We start from the raw sequence: 17,133 nt of genomic DNA, 5'->3' as shown, positions 1-17,133 counted from the left end.
CTGATGGGAAAGCTGGCGGAAGGCGCGCTGCGCCGGCACCGTGCGATCACGGTCATCGCGCTGGGACTGCTCGTGGCCCTCGCGTGGGGCTGGCTGGCGGCGGGCGCCGGCATGGGTTCAGGCAGCGGAACGGCGGCCGATGCGATGGACGGCGCCTCGATGCGCGTGGACGGCGCGATTGTCTTCTCGATGTGGCTGGTGATGATGGTGGCGATGATGCTGCCTTCGGCGGCACCGGTCGTCCTCCTCTACGCCCGTGCGGCCGCGCACCGGGCGCCGGCCGGGGCGCCGCTGCCTTCGACCGCTGCCTTCCTGTCCGGCTACCTCATCGTCTGGGCGACGTTCGCAGCCATCGCGGCGGGCGCTCAGCTCTGGCTCGAGGCGGCTGGGCTCGTATCGCCGGCGACGATGGGTTCGGTGAGCCGCCTGCTGTCGGGGGCAGTGCTGGTCGCGGCGGGCATCTACCAGTTCACCCCGCTCAAGCGGGCCTGCCTCGGCCATTGCCGTTCTCCGGCCGGGTTCCTCGCCCGTCATTACCGGCCGGGCCCGGCGGGCGCACTACGCCTGGGGGTCGTCCACGGGGCCTACTGCCTCGGTTGCTGCTGGGCGCTTATGCTGCTGCTGTTCGTGGGCGGGGTCATGAACCTGGCGTGGATCGCCGGCCTCACCCTGCTCGTCGCGGCCGAGAAGCTGCTGCCCCGGGGCCGCGCGATCGCGATCGCCGGCGGGACGGCGATGATCGCGGGGGGCGGCGCGCTCCTGCTCGGCTAGCCGGCCGCCCCGATCAGTTCGCGCCCGATGAGCATTCGCCGGATCTCGTTGGTGCCCGCGCCGATGTCGAGCAGCTTGGCATCGCGCAGGTAGCGTTCGACCGGCCAGTCCTTGGTATACCCTGCCCCGCCGAGCGCCTGCACCGCCTCGCCCGCGACGCGGAAGGCATTCTCGCTCGCCAGGAGAATCGCTCCGGCGGCATCGAAACGCGTGGTCTGGCCCGCGTCGCAGCTCTTGGCGACGGCATAGGTGTAGGCGCGCGCCGATTGGAGGGCGACGTACATGTCGGCCACCTTCGCCTGCATCAACTGGAACGCGCCGATCGGCTTGCCGAACTGCCTGCGCTCGCGAAGGTAGGGGATGACCGTGTCGAGACACGCCTGCATGATCCCGAGCTGCAGGCCCGCCAGCACCACGCGCTCGTAATCGAGACCGCTCATGAGGACCCCGACGCCGCCGTTCACGGGACCCATCACCCGCTCCTCGGGGATTTCGCAGTCGTCGAACACCAGCTCGGCCGTGGGGCTGCCGCGCATGCCCATCTTGTCGATCTTCTGGCCGATCGAGAAACCCGGGTCGTCCTTCTCGATGAGGAATGCGGTGATCCCCCTGCTACCCGCGCTGCCGTCGGTCTTGGCATAGACCACCAGCGTATCGGCATAGGTCGCATTGGTGATCCAGAACTTCGTGCCGTTGAGAACGTAGCCGCCCTGCACGGCGTCGGCCTTCAGTTTCATCGAGACGACGTCCGATCCGGCGCTCGCCTCGCTCATCGCGAGACTGCCGACGTGCTCCCCGCTGATGAGTCCCGGAAGGTACTTTGCCTTCTGCTCGTCGTTGCCCCAGCGACGGATCTGGTTGACGCACAGGTTCGAATGCGCGCCGTAGCTGAGGCCGATGCTGGCCGATGCGCGGCTGATCTCCTCGACCGCGATCACGTGCTCTAGATAGCCGAGACCGAGGCCGCCCCATTCCTCCTCGACCGTGATGCCGTGAAGGCCGAGTTCGCCCATCTTCGGCCACAACTCTTCCGGGAACCAGTCCTCACGGTCTGCCCTGTCGGCAAGAGGGGCTACCTGCTCGTCGGCGAAGCGGGCAACCGCCTCGCGAATCATCTCGGCGCTTTCGCCCAGCTGGAAGTCGAAATCGGGTGTTGCTCGCATGGATTTTCCTTCTCGTCGCCGCGCATAGCGGAGGGCGCCAAGGGCGCAAACCCCGATAAAGCCGTTCCCTGTCCGTAGGTTAACCGGGGACGTCTAAGTCCTTTTGGTCTCGGGGAAATATTGCTAGGAGAGCGTCAGGGACGTAACGCTTGGCCTATTCCGATCTCATTCATTCGCCCGCCGAAGAGCCGCGGTCGCTCGCCGTGGGCGGGAGCGAACGCGTCGGCGTGCTTGCCAGCCTGGATGCGGATTCGCTGAACGACGATCCCGAACTCAAGCGGATCGTACAGTTCGCCGCCCGGCTTTGCGATGCGCCGTTCGCGCTGGTCAACATAGTCGGACCGGACACGCAGAGCTTCATCGCGCGAGAGGGTATCGAAGCCCAGCGCTCCCCCACCGTTCCGAGTTCCTTCTGCGTGCACACGATGCAGGGAGCGTCGCGCACGATCGTCCCCAACGCGACCGAGGATGCCCGCTTCGCGGACAACAGCTTCGTCACGGGCGAGCCGCACATCCGGTTCTATGCCGGCCAGCCACTTTACTCGCGCGAGGGCACCCCGCTGGGCGCCCTGTGCGTTCTTGACCCAAATCCCCGCGCCGAGGGGCTGTCCGCATTCCAGGAAGAGGGGCTCGCCGTGCTCGCCCAGGCAGCGATGCGGCGCCTCGAATCCCATCGCGCAGGCCGCGAGGCGATCGCCCGCGAACTCGAAAGCGCGCGGGCCATGCGCGAGATCGCCGATCTGCTGCCGGCGATCATCTGGTCGGCCGACAGCGAAGGGCGGTTCGACTACTTCAATTCGCGCTGGCGCGAGGTGACGGGGACCGAGGAACCGCGCCACACCGACGACTGGCGGCCAGCCGTGCATCCGGACGATTCGGAGCGTGTGTTCGGCGACTGGGACGAAAGCTACAAAGCGGGACAGGTCTTCGAAAGCGAGTACCGGCTGAAACAAGCCGACGGATCGTTTCGCTGGACGCTCTCGCGCGCGCTGGCGATGCGCGGTCCCGATGGCGCTGTGCGTCGGTGGTACGGGACCCTGACCGACATCGATGCCAGCCACCGGATTTCCGAAAGCCGCGACCTCCTGGCGCGTGAACTGTCGCACCGTATCAAGAACATCTTCGCGGTCGTCGCCGGACTGGTCTCGATCCGCGCACGCCGGCACGACGCCGCGCGCGAGTTTGCCGACGAACTGATCGACGCGATCCGGGCACTGGGCCGCGCGCACGACTTCGTAAGACCCGTCGAGGGCGCAAAGGGCGACAGTCTGCGAGGCCTCCTGACCGAGTTGATGGCGCCTTACTCCGACGGGAACGAGCGGATCGCGATCGGCGGCAAGGACTGTTCGATCGGGCCGCGCGCGGCGACCCCGCTGGCGCTCATTTTCCACGAATTGGCCACCAATTCCGCCAAGTACGGCGCGCTCTCGGTCGCAGGCGGCCGGGTCTCGATCGAGATCGACTGCCCCGAAGGCGACGGCGAGGCCGGCATCACCTGGCGCGAAAAAGGTGGCCCGCCAAGCAGCGGACCGGGTGCCGAAGGCTTCGGGTCGCGACTGGTGCAGATGTCGATCGAGGGGCAGCTCGGCGGCCGAATGGAGCGCCGCTTCCTTCCAGCCGGGCTCGAGGTCGACCTGACGATCCCGGTATCGTCGATCCGCAGCTAGGCGGCGGGTGCCGCGCCGGTTAGGCTGGCGGCGATGCTCTCGTTCGAGAACGTGACCCGGCGCTTCGGCGCAGTGGCCGCCGTCGACGGCGTTTCAGTCGCGGTTGTGCAAGGCCAGTTCGTCGCGCTGGTGGGGGCCTCGGGATCGGGCAAGTCGACGCTGCTCGGCATGGCCAACCGTCTCGTGGAGCCGGACGAGGGCCGCGTGCTGGTGGCCGGAGAAGACGTGCGCGGTCAGCCGTTGGCTGCCCTCCGGCGCCGGATCGGATACGTCTTCCAGTCGATCGGCCTGTTCCCGCACATGGACGTCGCCGCCAATGTCGGCATCGGGCCGCGGGTCGCCGGAGCGCCGCTCGGCGACGCACGGGTTGCCCAGCTGCTCGACCTCGTCGGCCTGGAGGCCGATCACGCCCTGCGCATGCCCGATGAGCTGTCGGGCGGTCAGCGCCAGCGCGTGGCCGTCGCCCGCGCGCTGGCGCCCGGGCCGCGCCTGCTCCTCCTCGACGAGGCGTTTGGCGCGCTCGACCCGGTCACCCGCGACGCGCTGGGAAAGCGGGTGCGCCACCTGCATGACCGGCTGAAGCTGACCACCGTGCTCGTCACCCACGACATGGCGGAAGCTCTCCTGCTCGCTGACCGCGTGCTGGTGATGGATGCAGGCCGCGTCGTCGCCGATCAAACGCCGCAGGCGCTTCTTCGCGGCGCGGGCGGGGCTATGGCGCAAGCGCTGGTGGCGGTACCGCGCGAGCAGGCCGACGCGCTCGAGGCGCTCCGCCGGTGAACGGGATTCTCGCGACCCTGGCGACCCTTGGCGACGAGCTTTCGCAGCACGTCCTCCTGGCGGCATCGGCCCTTGCGCTCGGCATCGCCGCAGCCCTGCCGCTGGCGGTCTGGGCCAGCCGCTCCCGCGCCGTGGCACGCACTGCGCTGGGTCTGGCGAGCCTTGTGCAGACGATCCCGGCGCTTGCCCTGCTGGCGCTTTTCTTCCCCGTGCTGCTGAGCCTGCGCGCGGTTTTCGGGGAGAGCCTGCCGACGCTGGGCTTCCTTCCCGCGCTGCTTGCACTCGCGCTCTATGCGCTGCTGCCGATCCTGCGCAACGCGGTCACGGCGCGCACCGAGATGGAACCCGGCGTGCTCGACGCGGCCGACGCGGTGGGGATGACAGGGTGGCAGAAGCTTTGGCTGGTCGAGGCGCCGCTGGCCGCCCCCTTCGTCATGGCAGGCATACGCACCGCCGCGGTGTGGACGATCGGGGCCGCGACGCTGTCGACGACCGTGGGTCAGCCGGGCCTGGGCGACCCGATCTTCGCCGGACTGCAGACCCAGAACTGGTCGCTGGTGCTCGCCGGGTGCATTGCCGCAGCAGCGCTGGCGCTCGCGACCGATGCGCTGCTGGCGCTCGTGGAAAGCGGCCTCAGGACCCGCCGCCCCGGGCGCGCATGGATCGGTGTCGCCCTCATCGCCATCGGTCTGGCCGCGGCGCTCTGGCAGGGAAGAGGCCGTGCCGGCGAGGAGACGATCGTCATCGGCGCGAAGACGTTTTCCGAGCAGTACGTTCTCGCGCGGCTCATTGGCGACCGGCTGGAGGAATCCGGGTTTCGGGTAGCCTATCGCGACGGGCTGGGTTCGGCGGTGGTGCAGAGCGCGCTCGAGGGCGGAGCGATCGACGTGGCTGTCGACTACACCGGCACGCTCTGGGCGAACCAGTTGAAGCGCGATGACCGCGTACCCCCGGACGAGATGCTGGCGATCCTGTCGCGCTGGGAAGCCGAGCGCGGCGTCGCGCTGCTCGGGCGGCTGGGGTTCGAGAACGCCTATGCCTTCGCGATGCGCAGCGACCGAGCTTCCGCCCTCGGCGTGACGTCGCTCGACGACCTGGCCGCCGTGGCCCCGAGGCTCGTCGTCGGCGGCGATCCCGAATTCTTCGAACGACCCGAGTGGCGCGCGGTGGAGAGCGCCTATGGCCTGCGGTTCGCCCGCCGGCGGACGTTTTCGCCGACCTTCATGTACGACGCGCTCGCCTCGGGGGAAGCCGACGTGATCAGCGCCTATACTTCCGACGGCCGGATCGCCGCGGACGGACTGGCGGTCCTCGCCGACCCCCGGCGGGCCCTGCCGAACTACGACGCGGTCGTGCTCGTACGCTCGGCGCATGCCCGGGACCAGCGCCTGCTTTCCGCGATCCGCCCCCTGATCGGCGCAATCGACGTCGAGGACATGCGCGAAGCGAACTTCATGGTCGACAGGGACCGGGACAAGAAAACGCCGGCAGAGGCCGCCCGATGGCTCGCCGCACGACTGGAGAACTGATCAGTCGGCGCGCTTCCACAGCTGCGTCTGGCAGAACGGCCCGAGACAACCCTTGACCTCTAGCGTGGCGGCGTCCCTGCGCCGCAACACCGAACGATACGAGCGCCCGCTCTTGGGATCGTAAATGGATCCCCGCCAGAGATCGCCGTCGGCGCGAAAGCCGCTGAGGATAGCCAGGCCGAGGACGCGCCGGTTGCGCAGCGCCCTGTCGGGATTGTTGACGTCGCGCTGATCGACGCCTTGCGGCGGGACCTCGAGGAAGCGGACCAGTCGCCCGCAGCGCGCCGAGCCGCAATCCGCGATGCGGACCTGTCCGCTCTTCTCCTCGGTGGTCCACAGCCCGTCGATCGGTGCGGCCGCCGCGAGCGGGGCCGACAGGATGAGCGCGGCGAGGGCAATGGGAGCCTTCAGCAACCGATTCACTCCTCTTCGAAGCCGACGCCATGCGGCCATCCACGTGCGGCAAGGCCCATGACCTTGAACAGGTGGCCCATCTGGTCGTCGGCGACAAGCCGGTCGCGCGCGGCCATGAGTTTGGCGCGCTGGCCGGGCGCGCGGGCGGCGAGCGCGTCGGTCCGCGTGTCGATGCCGAGCGCCCTGAGCCATTGCCCCTGGGTCGGTGTTCCCATCCACCTTGCGCCGTGCGCCTGAGCCACCGCGGCCAGCGTGGCGAAATCCACGTGCGCGGTCAGGTCCGCCTCGCCCGGAGCCGAGAACGGGTCGACCTTGCGGTGCGCGCGAACCGCCTGGAGTGTGGAGCCTGAGCGGTTATCCGCGTGGCCGTAGTCGATCAGCAGCGCGCACCCGCCCTGCGCGGCCAACCGTCCGGCGATTTCGCCGACGACCGTGGAGGCCGCTGGGCTCGTCTCGATGATCGTTCCCTGGCGCCCATCGCGCCACTCCGGCGGGACTGCCGCGTCCATCGGCTGCGCGCCGATCGTGTAGACGAAGCTTTCGCCGTCGAGGCCGACCATGCGCTCGCGCCACCCCTCGGCCGCGCGCACCAGCTGGCGCACAGGCAGCGCGTCGAGAAATTCATTGCCGACCACCAGCAGCGGGCGGTCGGCGGGCAGCGTCGCGAGGTCGCCGTGAAACCGTGCCTGCGGAACCGCCTCGCGCTGGATACTCGCCAGCGCGGGCGAGCTTTCGACGAAGTGCACCTCGGGCGAGAAGCCATACCGGTTCATCGCGCGCAGCGCGTCGAGGCTCAACGTCCCGCGCCCCGGGCCCAGTTCGACATAAGCGACCGGGTCGGGCCGACCTGCCCGGATCCAGATATCCGCCAGCCACAGCCCCACGAGCTCACCGAACATCTGGCTGATCTCGGGCGCGGTGACGAAATCGCCGGCCGCGCCCAGCGGGTCGCGCGTGGTATAGTACCGCGCGTTCGATTCCGCCATGAAGTGCGCGAGGCTGATCGGCCCCGCCGTCCGGATCAGCCGGCGGAACACGTCGGCCAGCGGGCGCGCGTGCGGGGTCGCGGGCGCGCCCGTCATGCCGCGGCGGGTTGCGCCGGCTGGCTCCCCAGAGGCGGCCGGGTCAGGGCGCGGACCACGAAGAACACCCCGACGAGGATCAGGGGGATGGTCAGCCACTGGCCCATGCTGAGCCCGGTCGAACGGGCGAATTCCTGCAGTTGGGCGTCGGGTTCGCGGAAGAACTCGGTCACGAAGCGCGCCATGCCGATCCCGGCGGTGAAGGCGCCGACCAGAAGTCCCGGCCGCCAGCGCGCGCGGGTTTTCCAGAATAGCAGCAGCATGACGACGACCATGAGCGCGCCCTCGAGCCCCGCCTGGTAGAGCTGGCTCGGGTGGCGGGCGAGCTGAGTCGGATCCTCGGGAAAGATCATCGCCCACGGCACGTCCGGCCCCGCGACGCGGCCCCACAGTTCGCCGTTCACGAAATTCGCCAGCCGTCCGAACAGCATGCCGAACGGTACGCAAACGGCGATGTAGTCGGCGGTGCGCAGGAAGCTGATCTTGCCCTGCCGGCAGACCCAGGCGATCGCCGCCAGCACGCCCAGCACGCCGCCGTGAAAGCTCATTCCTCCTTCCCACAGCTTGAAGAACTCGAGAGGATGAGTGAGCAGGTAGAAATCGGGCGAATAGAACAGCGCGTAGCCGAGCCGTCCGCCCAGGATGATCCCGATCGTGCAGTAGAAGAACAGGTCGTCGGCGTGGCGCTGGGCCATGGGGCTGCCGGGTGCCTTGATCATGCGGGTCAGGTGCCAGTACCCCAGCACGATCCCGGCGAGGTAGGCGAGCGAATAGAACCTGAGCTCGAAGAACCCGAGGTCGATTCCCCTACGGAGTCCGAGGTCCTCGAAATGGAGGTAGTTCCCGGCGTCCTGGCCCGCTTGCTGAGCAGCGGCGGCGAGTAGTGACAGCAGCACGTTTGATCCTTACCGTTGGAGCATCCCGCACGGTGGATGTCCGTTGTTGCGCGCGTCTTTGGCATAGCGCGGCGACGGACGAAACCCCGGCGGCAAGAAGCGGAAGAGGAATCGATGGCGACAGAGCTCGACAGGGACATCCAGCGCATTTCGGACCAGATGACCGGGGCCGGCCAGATGTTCGAAACCCACATGATCGAGCGGCGCGGCGTTGCGATGCCCGCCTTCGTCAATGCCCCGCCGACGCTGGCGCACTACGTCGCCCACTTCGCGAACCTTCACAAGGACAAGCTGTTCATCGTCGATGGCGATCATCGGATGACCTTCGGTGAGGTGTACGATGCTGCGGCCCATGTCGCGCACGGCCTTGTCACCCGCCACGGGATGCAGCGGGGCGACCGCGTGGGCATTGCGGCTCGCAATTCGGCCAACTGGATCGTCGCCTATCTCGGCGTGCTGATGGGCGGGGGCTGCGCCACGCTTCTGAACGGATGGTGGACCGGCGAGGAACTCGCCTTCGGAATCGACTTGTGCGAATGTTCGCTGGTCCTTGCAGACCCGCAGCGCGCCGCGCGGCTCGACGGAATCGAGCGCGGTGGCAAGACGATCGTGTTCACCCACGACGGCCCGCCCTCGGCCGGACTCGAACCGATCTGGGGCGAAGGCGATACCGCCGCGAAAATGCTCGGAGTCCTCGGCCCGAACGATCTGGCGACGATCCTCTATACCTCGGGCAGCACCGGCTCGCCCAAGGGGGCCTATTCGGATCACCTCGGCGTCGTCAGCGGGGTGATGAACTACGTCGCGCAGACCGCGATGATACTCCAGATCCTGACCGAGCGTGACGAGGCGCCGACAGTGCAGCCGAGCGCACTCGTCGCGGTGCCCCTGTTCCACGTCACGGGAGAGATCCCGCTGTTCCTGCAAAGCTTCGCGCTGGGCCGCAAGCTGGTGCTCATGCCCAAGTGGGACGCGTCCGAGGCGCTGCGCCTGCTCGACGAGGAGAAGATAACCTATTTCGTCGGCGTGCCGCTGATGAGCTTCGAACTGGCGACCCACCCGGACCGCGACAAGTACGACCTGTCGCAGTGCAAGAGCTTTGCCGCCGGCGGCGCGCCGCGCCCACCCGAGCATGTCAACCGGATTCGCGAGGCGTTTCCCGACGGCTATCCGCTGCTGGGCTATGGCCTGACCGAAACCAACGCGGTCGGCGCCGGCAATCTCAACGAGAACTACATGGCAAAACCCGGCTCGACCGGCACCGCTTCGAGGCCGCTGGTCGACCTCGCCATACTCGACGACGTCGGCAAGCCGGTCGCGCAGGGGCAGGTGGGCGAGGTCTGCATCCGCTCGGTGTGCAACTTCCTTGGCTACTGGAAGAACGAGGACGCCACCCGCAACGCCTATACCGACGACGCCTATTTCCGCACCGGCGACCTCGGTTACCTCGACGAGGACGGCTACCTGTTCATCGTCGACCGCAAGAAGGACATCATCATCCGCGGGGGCGAGAACATCAGCTGCATCGAGGTCGAGCAGGAGATCTACGCCCACCCGCACATCGCCGAATGCTCGGTCTTCGGCCTGCCGGACGAGCGGCTCGGAGAGATCCCCGCCGCGGTCTACGTCGCCAAGGACGGCCACTCGGTCGAGCCTGACGACCTCAAGGAATTCCTTGCCGAGCGCCTCGCCAGGTTCAAGATCCCGCAATACCTGTGGGCGACCGACGAAGCGCTGCCGCGGCTAGGCACCCAGAAGATCGACAAGCGGGCGCTGCGATCGCGCTTCGAGAACCGCGCCGAAGAGACGGGAGCCGCTTGAACCAGCCGCGCATCCCGAACCAGCGCGAGGTCGTCGACCGCCGCGCCCTCGCCGACGACATCACCAGGCTTGCCGCCGAAAGGGGCGACAAGGCGCGGCCCGACATCGTCAGGGCCCTGAAGGCCGCGCTCGAGGCCGGCCGCGCCGAGCTCGACCGGCGGCTCGACGAACGGCCGAGCGCAGGTCACGAAATCGCCGGGGGCCATTCGTTCCTGGTCGACCAGGTCGTCCGCACGATCCACGACCACGTCGTCACCGACGTCTACCCGGCGGTGAACCGGTCCACCGCCGAGCGGCTGACCCTTGTCGCGGTCGGCGGATACGGCCGCGCCGAGATGGCCCCCCATTCGGACGTCGATATCGCTTTCATTCACCCCACGCGGCAGGCCCCCTGGTGCGAACAGGCGATCGAGGCGATCCTCTATTACCTGTGGGACCTGGGCCTGAAGGTCGGCCATTCGAGCCGGTCGGTCGACGAGACCATCCGGATGGCAAAGTCCGACCTCACGATCCGCACGGCGCTGCTCGAAGGGCGTTACGTCTGGGGCGATCAGGATCTGTACGACGAGGTCAGCCGCCGCTTCGCCGACGAGGTGGTCAAGGGCACCGAGCGCCAGTTCGTCGCTGACAAGCTCGAGGAACGCAATGCGCGGCACCGGCGGATGGGCGACAGCCGCTACGTCGTCGAACCCAACGTCAAGGACGGCAAGGGCGGCCTGCGCGACCTCCAGACGCTCTACTGGATCGGCAAGTACATCCACAAGGTGCGCGTCGCCGCCGACCTCGTCGACGTCGGCCTGTTCACCCAGGCGGAATACCGCAGCTTCCGCCGGGCCGAAGGGTTCATGCTCGCGGTCCGCTGCCACCTGCACACGATCACCGGACGCGCCGAGGACCGGCTCACGTTCGATCTCCAGCGCGCCGTCGCCGCGAGGATGAACTTCGCCGACCGCCCCGGCAAGAGCGCGGTCGAGCGGTTCATGCAGTTCTATTTTCTGCAGGCCAAGCGGGTCGGATCGCTGACCGGCGTTTTCCTCGCCCATATCGACGAACAATTCGCCCGGTCGCGCATGCGCAAGGGACTGCTTGCCGGGTTCACGCCGCGCGCCCGCGACCTGAAGGGATACAAGGTATTCGGCGGCCGCATCGCGAGTCCCGGCGACGACTGGTTCCGCAAGGACCCGGTCCGGCTGATCGAGGTCTTCCAGCTTGCCGAGGCCAACGGGCTGGAAATCCACCCCGAGACGATGCGCCAGGCCGCGCGCGATTCGGGGCTAATCCGGCGCGAGGTGCGCGAGGACCCGCGCGCGAACGCGCTGTTCCTCGACCTGCTCGCGGGTCGCAACGATCCCGAAACGGTGCTGCGCTGGATGAACGAGACCGGCGTGTTCGGACGTTTCGTGCCCGATTTCGGACGGGTCAACGCGCAGATGCAGTTCGACATGTATCATCATTATACGGTCGACGAGCACACGATCCGGGCGATCGGCCTGCTGTCCCGGATCGAGAGGGGAGAGCTGACCGCCGACCACCCGCGCGCCAGCCGGCTGATCCACGAGATCGCGAGCCGCCGGGCGATCTATGTCGCGGTGCTGCTGCACGATATCGCGAAGGGGCGCGGCGGCGATCACTCGGTGCTGGGGGCGGAGGTGGCAGAGGAACTGTGCCCACGCTTCGGGCTCGACGGCGGCGAGACCGCGCTGGTCGCCTGGCTCGTGCGGGCGCATCTCCTGATGAGCGCGACCGCGTTCAAGCGCGACCTGACCGACCCCCAGACGATCGAGGATTTCGTCAGCCAGGTGCAGAGCGTCGAGCGCTTGCGCAACCTGATGATCCTGACCGCGGTCGACATTCGCGCGGTCGGTCCGGGCACCTGGAACAGCTGGAAGGGCCAGCTGCTCGGCGAACTGAACGACCAGGCGATGGAGCGCCTGCGGCTTGGCCACATGAAGCACGGGCGAAAGGAACGCGTTGGCGCGAAGAAGGAGGCGGTAGCCGGATTGCTCGGCGACAGGAAGGACCTGTTGCGGCTCTATGCCGATCGATTCGACGACGCCTACTGGATCGCCGAGCCTGAGGACATCATCGCGCTCAACATCGCCCATTACGATGCCGCGCACGAGGAACAGGACAACCTGTCGGTCCACTGTGAGGTCTATCCCTCGCGCGGGGCCACGCTGGTGACCGTGATCGCCGCCGATCATCCGGGGCTGTTCTACCGCATTGCCGGGGGGATTCACCTCGCGGGCGCGAACATCATCGATGCGCGCATTCACACCACCCGGACCGGCTGGGCGGTGGACAACTTCCTGGTCCAGGACCCCCATGGGTTGCCATTCAGCGAGGAAGCCCAGCTCAGGCGCCTCGAGGTGTCGATCGCCGATGCGCTGGCCAACCGGCGCGCGCTCGTTCCCGAACTGGCGAAACGCCCGTTACCGCACAGCCGCGCCAGGGCGTTCGATGTGAGCCCGGTGGTAACGTTCGACAACCAGGCGTCGGGCCGCTTCACGGTGATCGAGGTGAACGCGCGAGACCGCGCAGCCCTGCTCAATCGCCTCGCGCGCGCGCTGTTCGAAAGCCGGCTGGTGGTCCACTCGGCGCACATCACCAACTATGGCGAGCGCGCGGCGGACACCTTTTATGTGACGGACCTTACCGGAGGCAAGGTAACCAGCCCGGCGCGGCTGAAGACGATCGAGGAGACCCTTCTCGCCGCGTCGAGCGACGAGCGGCAGGCGGAACTCGAGAACGCCTGATCAGCGGGCGCTGGCGAGCTGCCGAGCCTGCGCGGCGCCGAAAATGCGGCGACCGTTCGCAATGTCCGCTTCGGTCTCGCTGGCCGCTTGTGCCTCGCTGAGGCCGCGCGCAACGTGCAGCCGGACGCTATTGATCCGATAGGCCGTTTCCTGCGCGAGGCAGCGGCTCTCGAGTGCCGCGGCACCGCCGTCAGCGGCGGACACTGCGAGGCAGGCGTTGAAGCTGCGGGCGGCACGCGAAAAGGCGTGTTCGGCGTCCGCATCGACCTGCGCGAACGCAGGGGCCGACACGGCGAGGACGGCGGTAGCGGCTCCGAAAAGGGCAAAGCGAATCATGGCGCACTCCTTGTCTGGAGCGGCGGGTATGCGGGTCTGCCGTTAACACCGGCCCCCTACCTGTCCCTAACGGGCCGTTAGATGTTTCGCGCACCGAACAGCGCGCTGCCCACCCGGATGTGCGTGGCGCCGAGCATGATGGCGGTCTCGAAGTCATCGCTCATGCCCATGCTGAGACCGGCGATCCCGTTGTCGCGGGCGAGTTTGTCGAGCAGGGCGAAGAACGGCGCCGGCTCGATCGCCGCCGGCGGCACGCACATGAGGCCGATCACCGGGATTTCCGCGGCACGCGCCTGGGCGAGCAGCGCCGGCAGGTCGGCGACCGCGCAGCCCCCTTTCTGCGGTTCCTCCCCGACATCGACCTGGACGAAGCAGGGCACCGGCTTTCCTGTCCGGTCGAAAGCCTTTGCGAGCGCCGTCACCAGGCTCGGCCGGTCGAGCGAGTGAATGCAATCGAACAGCCGGGCGGCATCGAGCGCCTTGTTCGACTGGAGGCTGCCGACGAGGTGCAGCACCGCGTCCGGATAGCGCTCGCGCAAGGACGGCCACTTCGTCTGTGCCTCCTGTACCCGGTTCTCGCCGAAATCCGTCTGACCTGCCGCCAGCAGCGGTTCGATGGCATCGGCTCCGTGGGTCTTGCTAACCGCCACGAGCGTGACTTCGCCCGGTTCGCGCCGGGCGATCCGGCAGACGCTGGCGATACGGTGGTGGATTTCGCTCAGGGACAACGCTGCATTCATGACGGCTGTGCGCTATAGCGAGGTCATGGCCGACCGCCAGTCCCTGCCCGACCTGTGGCTCCTTTCGGATGCCCGCAACGACGAATTGCTTCCACGCGCCCTGCGGGCACTGCCGCCGCGGTCGGCGTTCGTCTTCCGGCATTACCATCTCGACCCGCGCGCGCGCCGGGCGCGCTGGGACGAGCTTCTGCCGCTGGCGGCTGGATGCGGCCACCTCGCGGTTCTCTCGGGAAGCGATGACGAGGCGCGCGCCTGGGGCGCCGCGGGTTCCTATGGCCCGCCCGAAGCTATCGGCGAGGCGCCCGAACTGCTGCGCATCGCCGCTGTCCACGACGGGCACGAGATCGCCCACGCCAACGCGGCTGGAGCCGACGCGGCGATGCTTTCGCCGGTCTTCGAAACGCGCACGCATCCCGGCGCGGTCCCGCTCGGGCCGGAAAAGTTCCACGCGCTCGCGGCGCTTGCGGAAATGCCGGTGATCGCGCTCGGCGGCATGACCTTCGATCGCGCCCGCGAGCTGGGCTGGACCCGCTGGGCGGCGATAGACGGCCTGGCGCTGAAACAGGATTCCTGACGCGAGGATTCTTGACGGGCGAGTCCCCCGCCTGCGATAACACCGGAAGGACGAGGGGGCCTCGGGCGAAGGCGGCGCTTTCGCGGGCCCGCATCAGGGGAAGCAGCGATGGCAACACGCGCGATGAGCCGCCCGGGCGGAAGAGCGCCGGCGACCGACTGGCGCGCGGCGCTGCGCCGTTCGCTGCGCCGCGCGGGCCAGATCGCGGGCGCCGCGGGGCTGCTGACCGCGATGCTGTTCCTCGGCCTGGCTCTCGCCAGCTACACGCAGACGGATCCGAGCGCGTCGACCGCGGCGGCGGGCGACGACGTCCGCAACTGGATGGGTCCGTCCGGCGCCTGGCTATCGGAGCGGGTATTCTTCCTGTTCGGCGTGACCGGGGTGCTGTTCTTGCCGATGCTCTACATCGCGGCGCGCAAGCTCTGGCGGGACGTGGAGGAGGAAGACCGCGAGGACCACACGCGCTGGTGGCGTCCGGTCGGGCTATTGCTGTTCTCGATGGCCCTGCTCGGGACGGTCCTGGCGCTGGCGTTCGACGGGCCGGGCGGGTCGCTTCCCGCGTCGATGGGCGGCATCGCGGGCCTGCTGGGAGCGGGCGCCATCGAAGCGGTCGCGGCGCGGCTGGGCGAAGCGGCGAGCGGGTGGGTGGTACTCGGGCTTGCGCTCGTCGCGCTCGCCGGAGGGGTCGCCGGGGTGACGCGCGTCTTCGCGCTCGACTGGGTGCAGCTTCTCACGCTGCCGCGTTTCCTCAGGCGCGCCCCCAGCCTGCCTCCGCAGTTGACCGACCTCGACATCATCCCCAAGCCCCGCGCGCGGCGCGAGCGGGAGCGAGAGGAAGCCGATCTCCCGCAAATCGCCGAGCGACGGGCACCGGAGATCGCCGATCCGGCCGCCGCGCCCCGCGCCGCGCGGCCCGCCGGCAAGAAGGCGCAGACCGATCTGTTCGCCAACTACCAGCTGCCCAGCCTCGACCTGTTGGAAGAACCACCCGTCCACGCGGCGCCCAAGCTCGACAGGCTGGCGCTGGAACGCAACGCGCGGCTGCTCGAGACCGTGCTCGACGACTTCAACGTGAAGGGCGAGATCACCGCCGTCCGCACAGGCCCGGTGGTCACCATGTACGAGCTGGAGCCCGCCCCCGGCATCAAGGCGAGCCGGGTGATCGGCCTTGCCGAAGACATCGCCCGCAACATGAGCGCGATCAGCGCGCGTGTTTCCTCGATCCCCGGCAAGACCGTGATGGGCATCGAGCTGCCCAACGCCGACCGCCAGATGGTCGCATTGAAGGAACTCGCCGCGTGTGACGCCTTCGTCAATGCGAAGGGTTCGCTGCCGATCATCCTGGGCAAGGACATCGCGGGCGAACCGATCGTCGCAGACCTCGCCGCGATGCCGCACCTGCTCGTCGCCGGCACAACCGGCTCGGGCAAGTCGGTCGGCCTCAACTGCATCCTGCTGTCGCTGCTCTACAAGTTCACTCCCGACGAGTGCCGCCTGATCCTGATCGATCCCAAGGTGCTGGAGCTCAAGAGCTACGACGACATCCCGCACCTGCTCTCGCCGGTGGTCACCGAGCCGTCGAAGTCGGTTCGCGCGCTGAAATGGGCGGTCGAGGAGATGGAGCGCCGCTACCGCATGATGAGCAGCATCGGCGCGCGCAACATTTCGGGCTTCAACGAGCGGGTGCGGAGCGCGATCGCCAAGGGCAAGCCATTGGGCCGCCGGGTCCAGACCGGGTTCGACCCCGACACCGGAGAGGAGATCTTCGAGGAAGAGCAGCTCGACTACGCGCCGCTGCCCCAGATCGTCCTGATCGTCGACGAACTCGCCGACCTGATGGTTACCGTTGGCAAGGAGATCGAGGTACTGATCCAGCGGCTCAGCCAGAAGAGCCGCGCGGCGGGCATCCACCTGATCATGGCGACGCAGCGCCCCTCGGTCGACGTCATCACCGGCGTGATCAAGGCCAACCTGCCCACGCGCATCAGCTTCAACGTGACCAGCCGGATCGACAGCCGCACGATTCTGGGCGAACAGGGCGCCGAACAGCTGCTCGGCAAGGGCGACATGCTCTACAAGCCCTCGACCGGCGCTCTCGTGCGCGTGCACGGCCCGTTCGTTTCGGACGAGGAGGTGGAGGCGGTCGCCGAGCACTGGCGCGGCCAAGGCAAGCCCGATTACGTCGATGCCGTGACCGAGGAGCCGGAAGACGGCTTCGGCTTCAGCTTCGACGACGAGCTTACCGCCAGCGACAATCCCGAGGAGCGTAAGTACCGGCAGGCCTGCCAGATCGTGTTCGAGCACCAGAAGGCGAGCGGATCGTGGCTCCAGCGCCAGATGGGAGTCGGGTACAACACCGCCGCCAAGTGGATCGAGCGGATGGAGGAAGACGGGCTCGTGGGTCCGGCCAACCATGTCGGCCGGCGCGACATATACCGCGATAAGGACGGCAATCCTCTGTAAGCGACGCGTAACGTCGTGCCATCGCGTGCATAATAACCGAAGTTACATGTAGCGTTTGCGCAACATCGGGCTTCAAATCGACGACCGAAAATCCCGGATAATTGCGCGCATCCGATGACCAGGCGTAACTTCCTGACTTCG

The 17,133-nt window shown here is 68.1% G+C and carries 14 protein-coding genes; 8 read left to right on the top strand and 6 right to left on the bottom strand.

The annotated features are described in order from the left end of the window. Positions 1-3: 3 nt before the first annotated feature. Positions 4-771 carry a DUF2182 domain-containing protein gene (locus ACPV3N_RS09995; RefSeq protein WP_440117155.1) on the top strand — a complete coding sequence of 256 codons (768 nt, stop codon included), beginning with the start codon at positions 4-6 and terminating at the stop codon, positions 769-771. On the opposite strand, the gene ACPV3N_RS09990 is transcribed toward ACPV3N_RS09995, so the two are convergent. Then, a complete protein-coding gene (locus ACPV3N_RS09990; protein ID WP_440117153.1) occupies positions 768-1,934 on the bottom strand; it encodes an isovaleryl-CoA dehydrogenase in 1,167 nt (388 codons plus the stop codon). The genes ACPV3N_RS09995 and ACPV3N_RS09990 overlap by 4 nt on opposite strands. Positions 1,935-2,083: 149 nt before the next feature. On the opposite strand from ACPV3N_RS09990, the gene ACPV3N_RS09985 reads away from it, so the two are divergent. From ACPV3N_RS09985 to ACPV3N_RS09975, 3 genes are read left to right on the top strand one after another with little or no spacing between them, the layout of a single operon-like run. Continuing rightward, positions 2,084-3,601, top strand: coding sequence for a PAS domain-containing protein (locus ACPV3N_RS09985; protein WP_440117151.1), 1,518 nt, complete (start codon positions 2,084-2,086; stop codon positions 3,599-3,601). Between the two features lie 33 nt (positions 3,602-3,634). Beyond that, positions 3,635-4,381 (top strand): ATP-binding cassette domain-containing protein, encoded by a 747-nt coding sequence (locus ACPV3N_RS09980; RefSeq protein WP_440117149.1) that lies wholly within the window; start codon positions 3,635-3,637, stop codon positions 4,379-4,381. Then, positions 4,378-5,910 carry an ABC transporter permease/substrate-binding protein gene (locus ACPV3N_RS09975; protein ID WP_440117147.1) on the top strand — a complete coding sequence of 511 codons (1,533 nt, stop codon included), beginning with the start codon at positions 4,378-4,380 and terminating at the stop codon, positions 5,908-5,910. Before ACPV3N_RS09980 ends, ACPV3N_RS09975 begins: the two co-directional genes overlap by 4 nt. Here ACPV3N_RS09975 and ACPV3N_RS09970 read toward each other — a convergent pair whose 3' ends face one another. The 3 genes from ACPV3N_RS09970 to lgt are packed head-to-tail and all read right to left on the bottom strand — an operon-like array spanning position 5,911 to position 8,299. Next, a complete protein-coding gene (locus ACPV3N_RS09970; protein ID WP_440117145.1) occupies positions 5,911-6,333 on the bottom strand; it encodes a DUF2147 domain-containing protein in 423 nt (140 codons plus the stop codon). After that, positions 6,330-7,406 (bottom strand): class I SAM-dependent methyltransferase, encoded by a 1,077-nt coding sequence (locus tag ACPV3N_RS09965; protein ID WP_440117143.1) that lies wholly within the window; start codon positions 7,404-7,406, stop codon positions 6,330-6,332. Before ACPV3N_RS09965 ends, ACPV3N_RS09970 begins: the two co-directional genes overlap by 4 nt. Continuing rightward, complete coding sequence (gene lgt, locus ACPV3N_RS09960) at positions 7,403-8,299, bottom strand: prolipoprotein diacylglyceryl transferase (protein ID WP_440117523.1); 897 nt, start codon at positions 8,297-8,299, stop codon at positions 7,403-7,405. Before lgt ends, ACPV3N_RS09965 begins: the two co-directional genes overlap by 4 nt. A 117-nt stretch (positions 8,300-8,416) precedes the next feature. Between lgt and ACPV3N_RS09955 the strand changes: the two genes are divergently transcribed. Together ACPV3N_RS09955 and ACPV3N_RS09950 are read left to right on the top strand one after the other, a co-directional pair. After that, positions 8,417-10,123 carry a class I adenylate-forming enzyme family protein gene (locus tag ACPV3N_RS09955; protein WP_440117141.1) on the top strand — a complete coding sequence of 569 codons (1,707 nt, stop codon included), beginning with the start codon at positions 8,417-8,419 and terminating at the stop codon, positions 10,121-10,123. Further along, entirely contained in the window at positions 10,120-12,879 is a 2,760-nt protein-coding gene (locus tag ACPV3N_RS09950) for a [protein-PII] uridylyltransferase (RefSeq protein WP_440117138.1), read from the top strand. Before ACPV3N_RS09955 ends, ACPV3N_RS09950 begins: the two co-directional genes overlap by 4 nt. On the opposite strand, the gene ACPV3N_RS09945 is transcribed toward ACPV3N_RS09950, so the two are convergent. Continuing rightward, the gene (locus ACPV3N_RS09945) at positions 12,880-13,215 is read right to left on the bottom strand and encodes a hypothetical protein (protein WP_440117134.1); all 336 of its coding nucleotides are present in this window, start codon (positions 13,213-13,215) and stop codon (positions 12,880-12,882) included. A gap of 77 nt (positions 13,216-13,292) precedes the next feature. Beyond that, on the bottom strand, positions 13,293-13,955 hold the full coding sequence (locus ACPV3N_RS09940) for a YggS family pyridoxal phosphate-dependent enzyme (RefSeq protein ID WP_440117132.1): 663 nt from the start codon (positions 13,953-13,955) through the stop codon (positions 13,293-13,295). Here ACPV3N_RS09940 and ACPV3N_RS09935 point away from each other — a divergent pair. Both ACPV3N_RS09935 and ACPV3N_RS09930 read left to right on the top strand, forming a co-directional pair. Further along, positions 13,954-14,529, top strand: coding sequence for a thiamine phosphate synthase (locus ACPV3N_RS09935; protein WP_440117130.1), 576 nt, complete (start codon positions 13,954-13,956; stop codon positions 14,527-14,529). The genes ACPV3N_RS09940 and ACPV3N_RS09935 overlap by 2 nt on opposite strands. A gap of 108 nt (positions 14,530-14,637) precedes the next feature. Continuing rightward, positions 14,638-16,992 carry a DNA translocase FtsK gene (locus tag ACPV3N_RS09930; protein WP_440117128.1) on the top strand — a complete coding sequence of 785 codons (2,355 nt, stop codon included), beginning with the start codon at positions 14,638-14,640 and terminating at the stop codon, positions 16,990-16,992. The last annotated feature ends 141 nt before the right edge of the window (positions 16,993-17,133 follow it).

It is taken from the genome of Tsuneonella sediminis (genome assembly GCF_051912845.1).
GTDB lineage: Bacteria > Pseudomonadota > Alphaproteobacteria > Sphingomonadales > Sphingomonadaceae > Tsuneonella > Tsuneonella sediminis.
Note: the sequence above shows the minus strand (reverse complement) of the source record. Positions and strands in the feature narration are given on the sequence as shown.

Bases quoted from the DNA above. Each gene is read 5' to 3' on its own strand.
- ACPV3N_RS09995 (WP_440117155.1), top strand. From the start codon at position 4: ATGGGAAAGCTGGCGGAAGGCGCGCTGCGCCGGCACCGTGCGATCACG.
- ACPV3N_RS09945 (WP_440117134.1), bottom strand. From the start codon at position 13,215: ATGATTCGCTTTGCCCTTTTCGGAGCCGCTACCGCCGTCCTCGCCGTG.
- ACPV3N_RS09980 (WP_440117149.1), top strand. From the start codon at position 3,635: ATGCTCTCGTTCGAGAACGTGACCCGGCGCTTCGGCGCAGTGGCCGCC.
- ACPV3N_RS09955 (WP_440117141.1), top strand. From the start codon at position 8,417: ATGGCGACAGAGCTCGACAGGGACATCCAGCGCATTTCGGACCAGATG.
- ACPV3N_RS09940 (WP_440117132.1), bottom strand. From the start codon at position 13,955: ATGAATGCAGCGTTGTCCCTGAGCGAAATCCACCACCGTATCGCCAGC.
- ACPV3N_RS09990 (WP_440117153.1), bottom strand. From the start codon at position 1,934: ATGCGAGCAACACCCGATTTCGACTTCCAGCTGGGCGAAAGCGCCGAG.
- ACPV3N_RS09935 (WP_440117130.1), top strand. From the start codon at position 13,954: ATGACGGCTGTGCGCTATAGCGAGGTCATGGCCGACCGCCAGTCCCTG.
- ACPV3N_RS09965 (WP_440117143.1), bottom strand. From the start codon at position 7,406: ATGACGGGCGCGCCCGCGACCCCGCACGCGCGCCCGCTGGCCGACGTG.
- ACPV3N_RS09930 (WP_440117128.1), top strand. From the start codon at position 14,638: ATGGCAACACGCGCGATGAGCCGCCCGGGCGGAAGAGCGCCGGCGACC.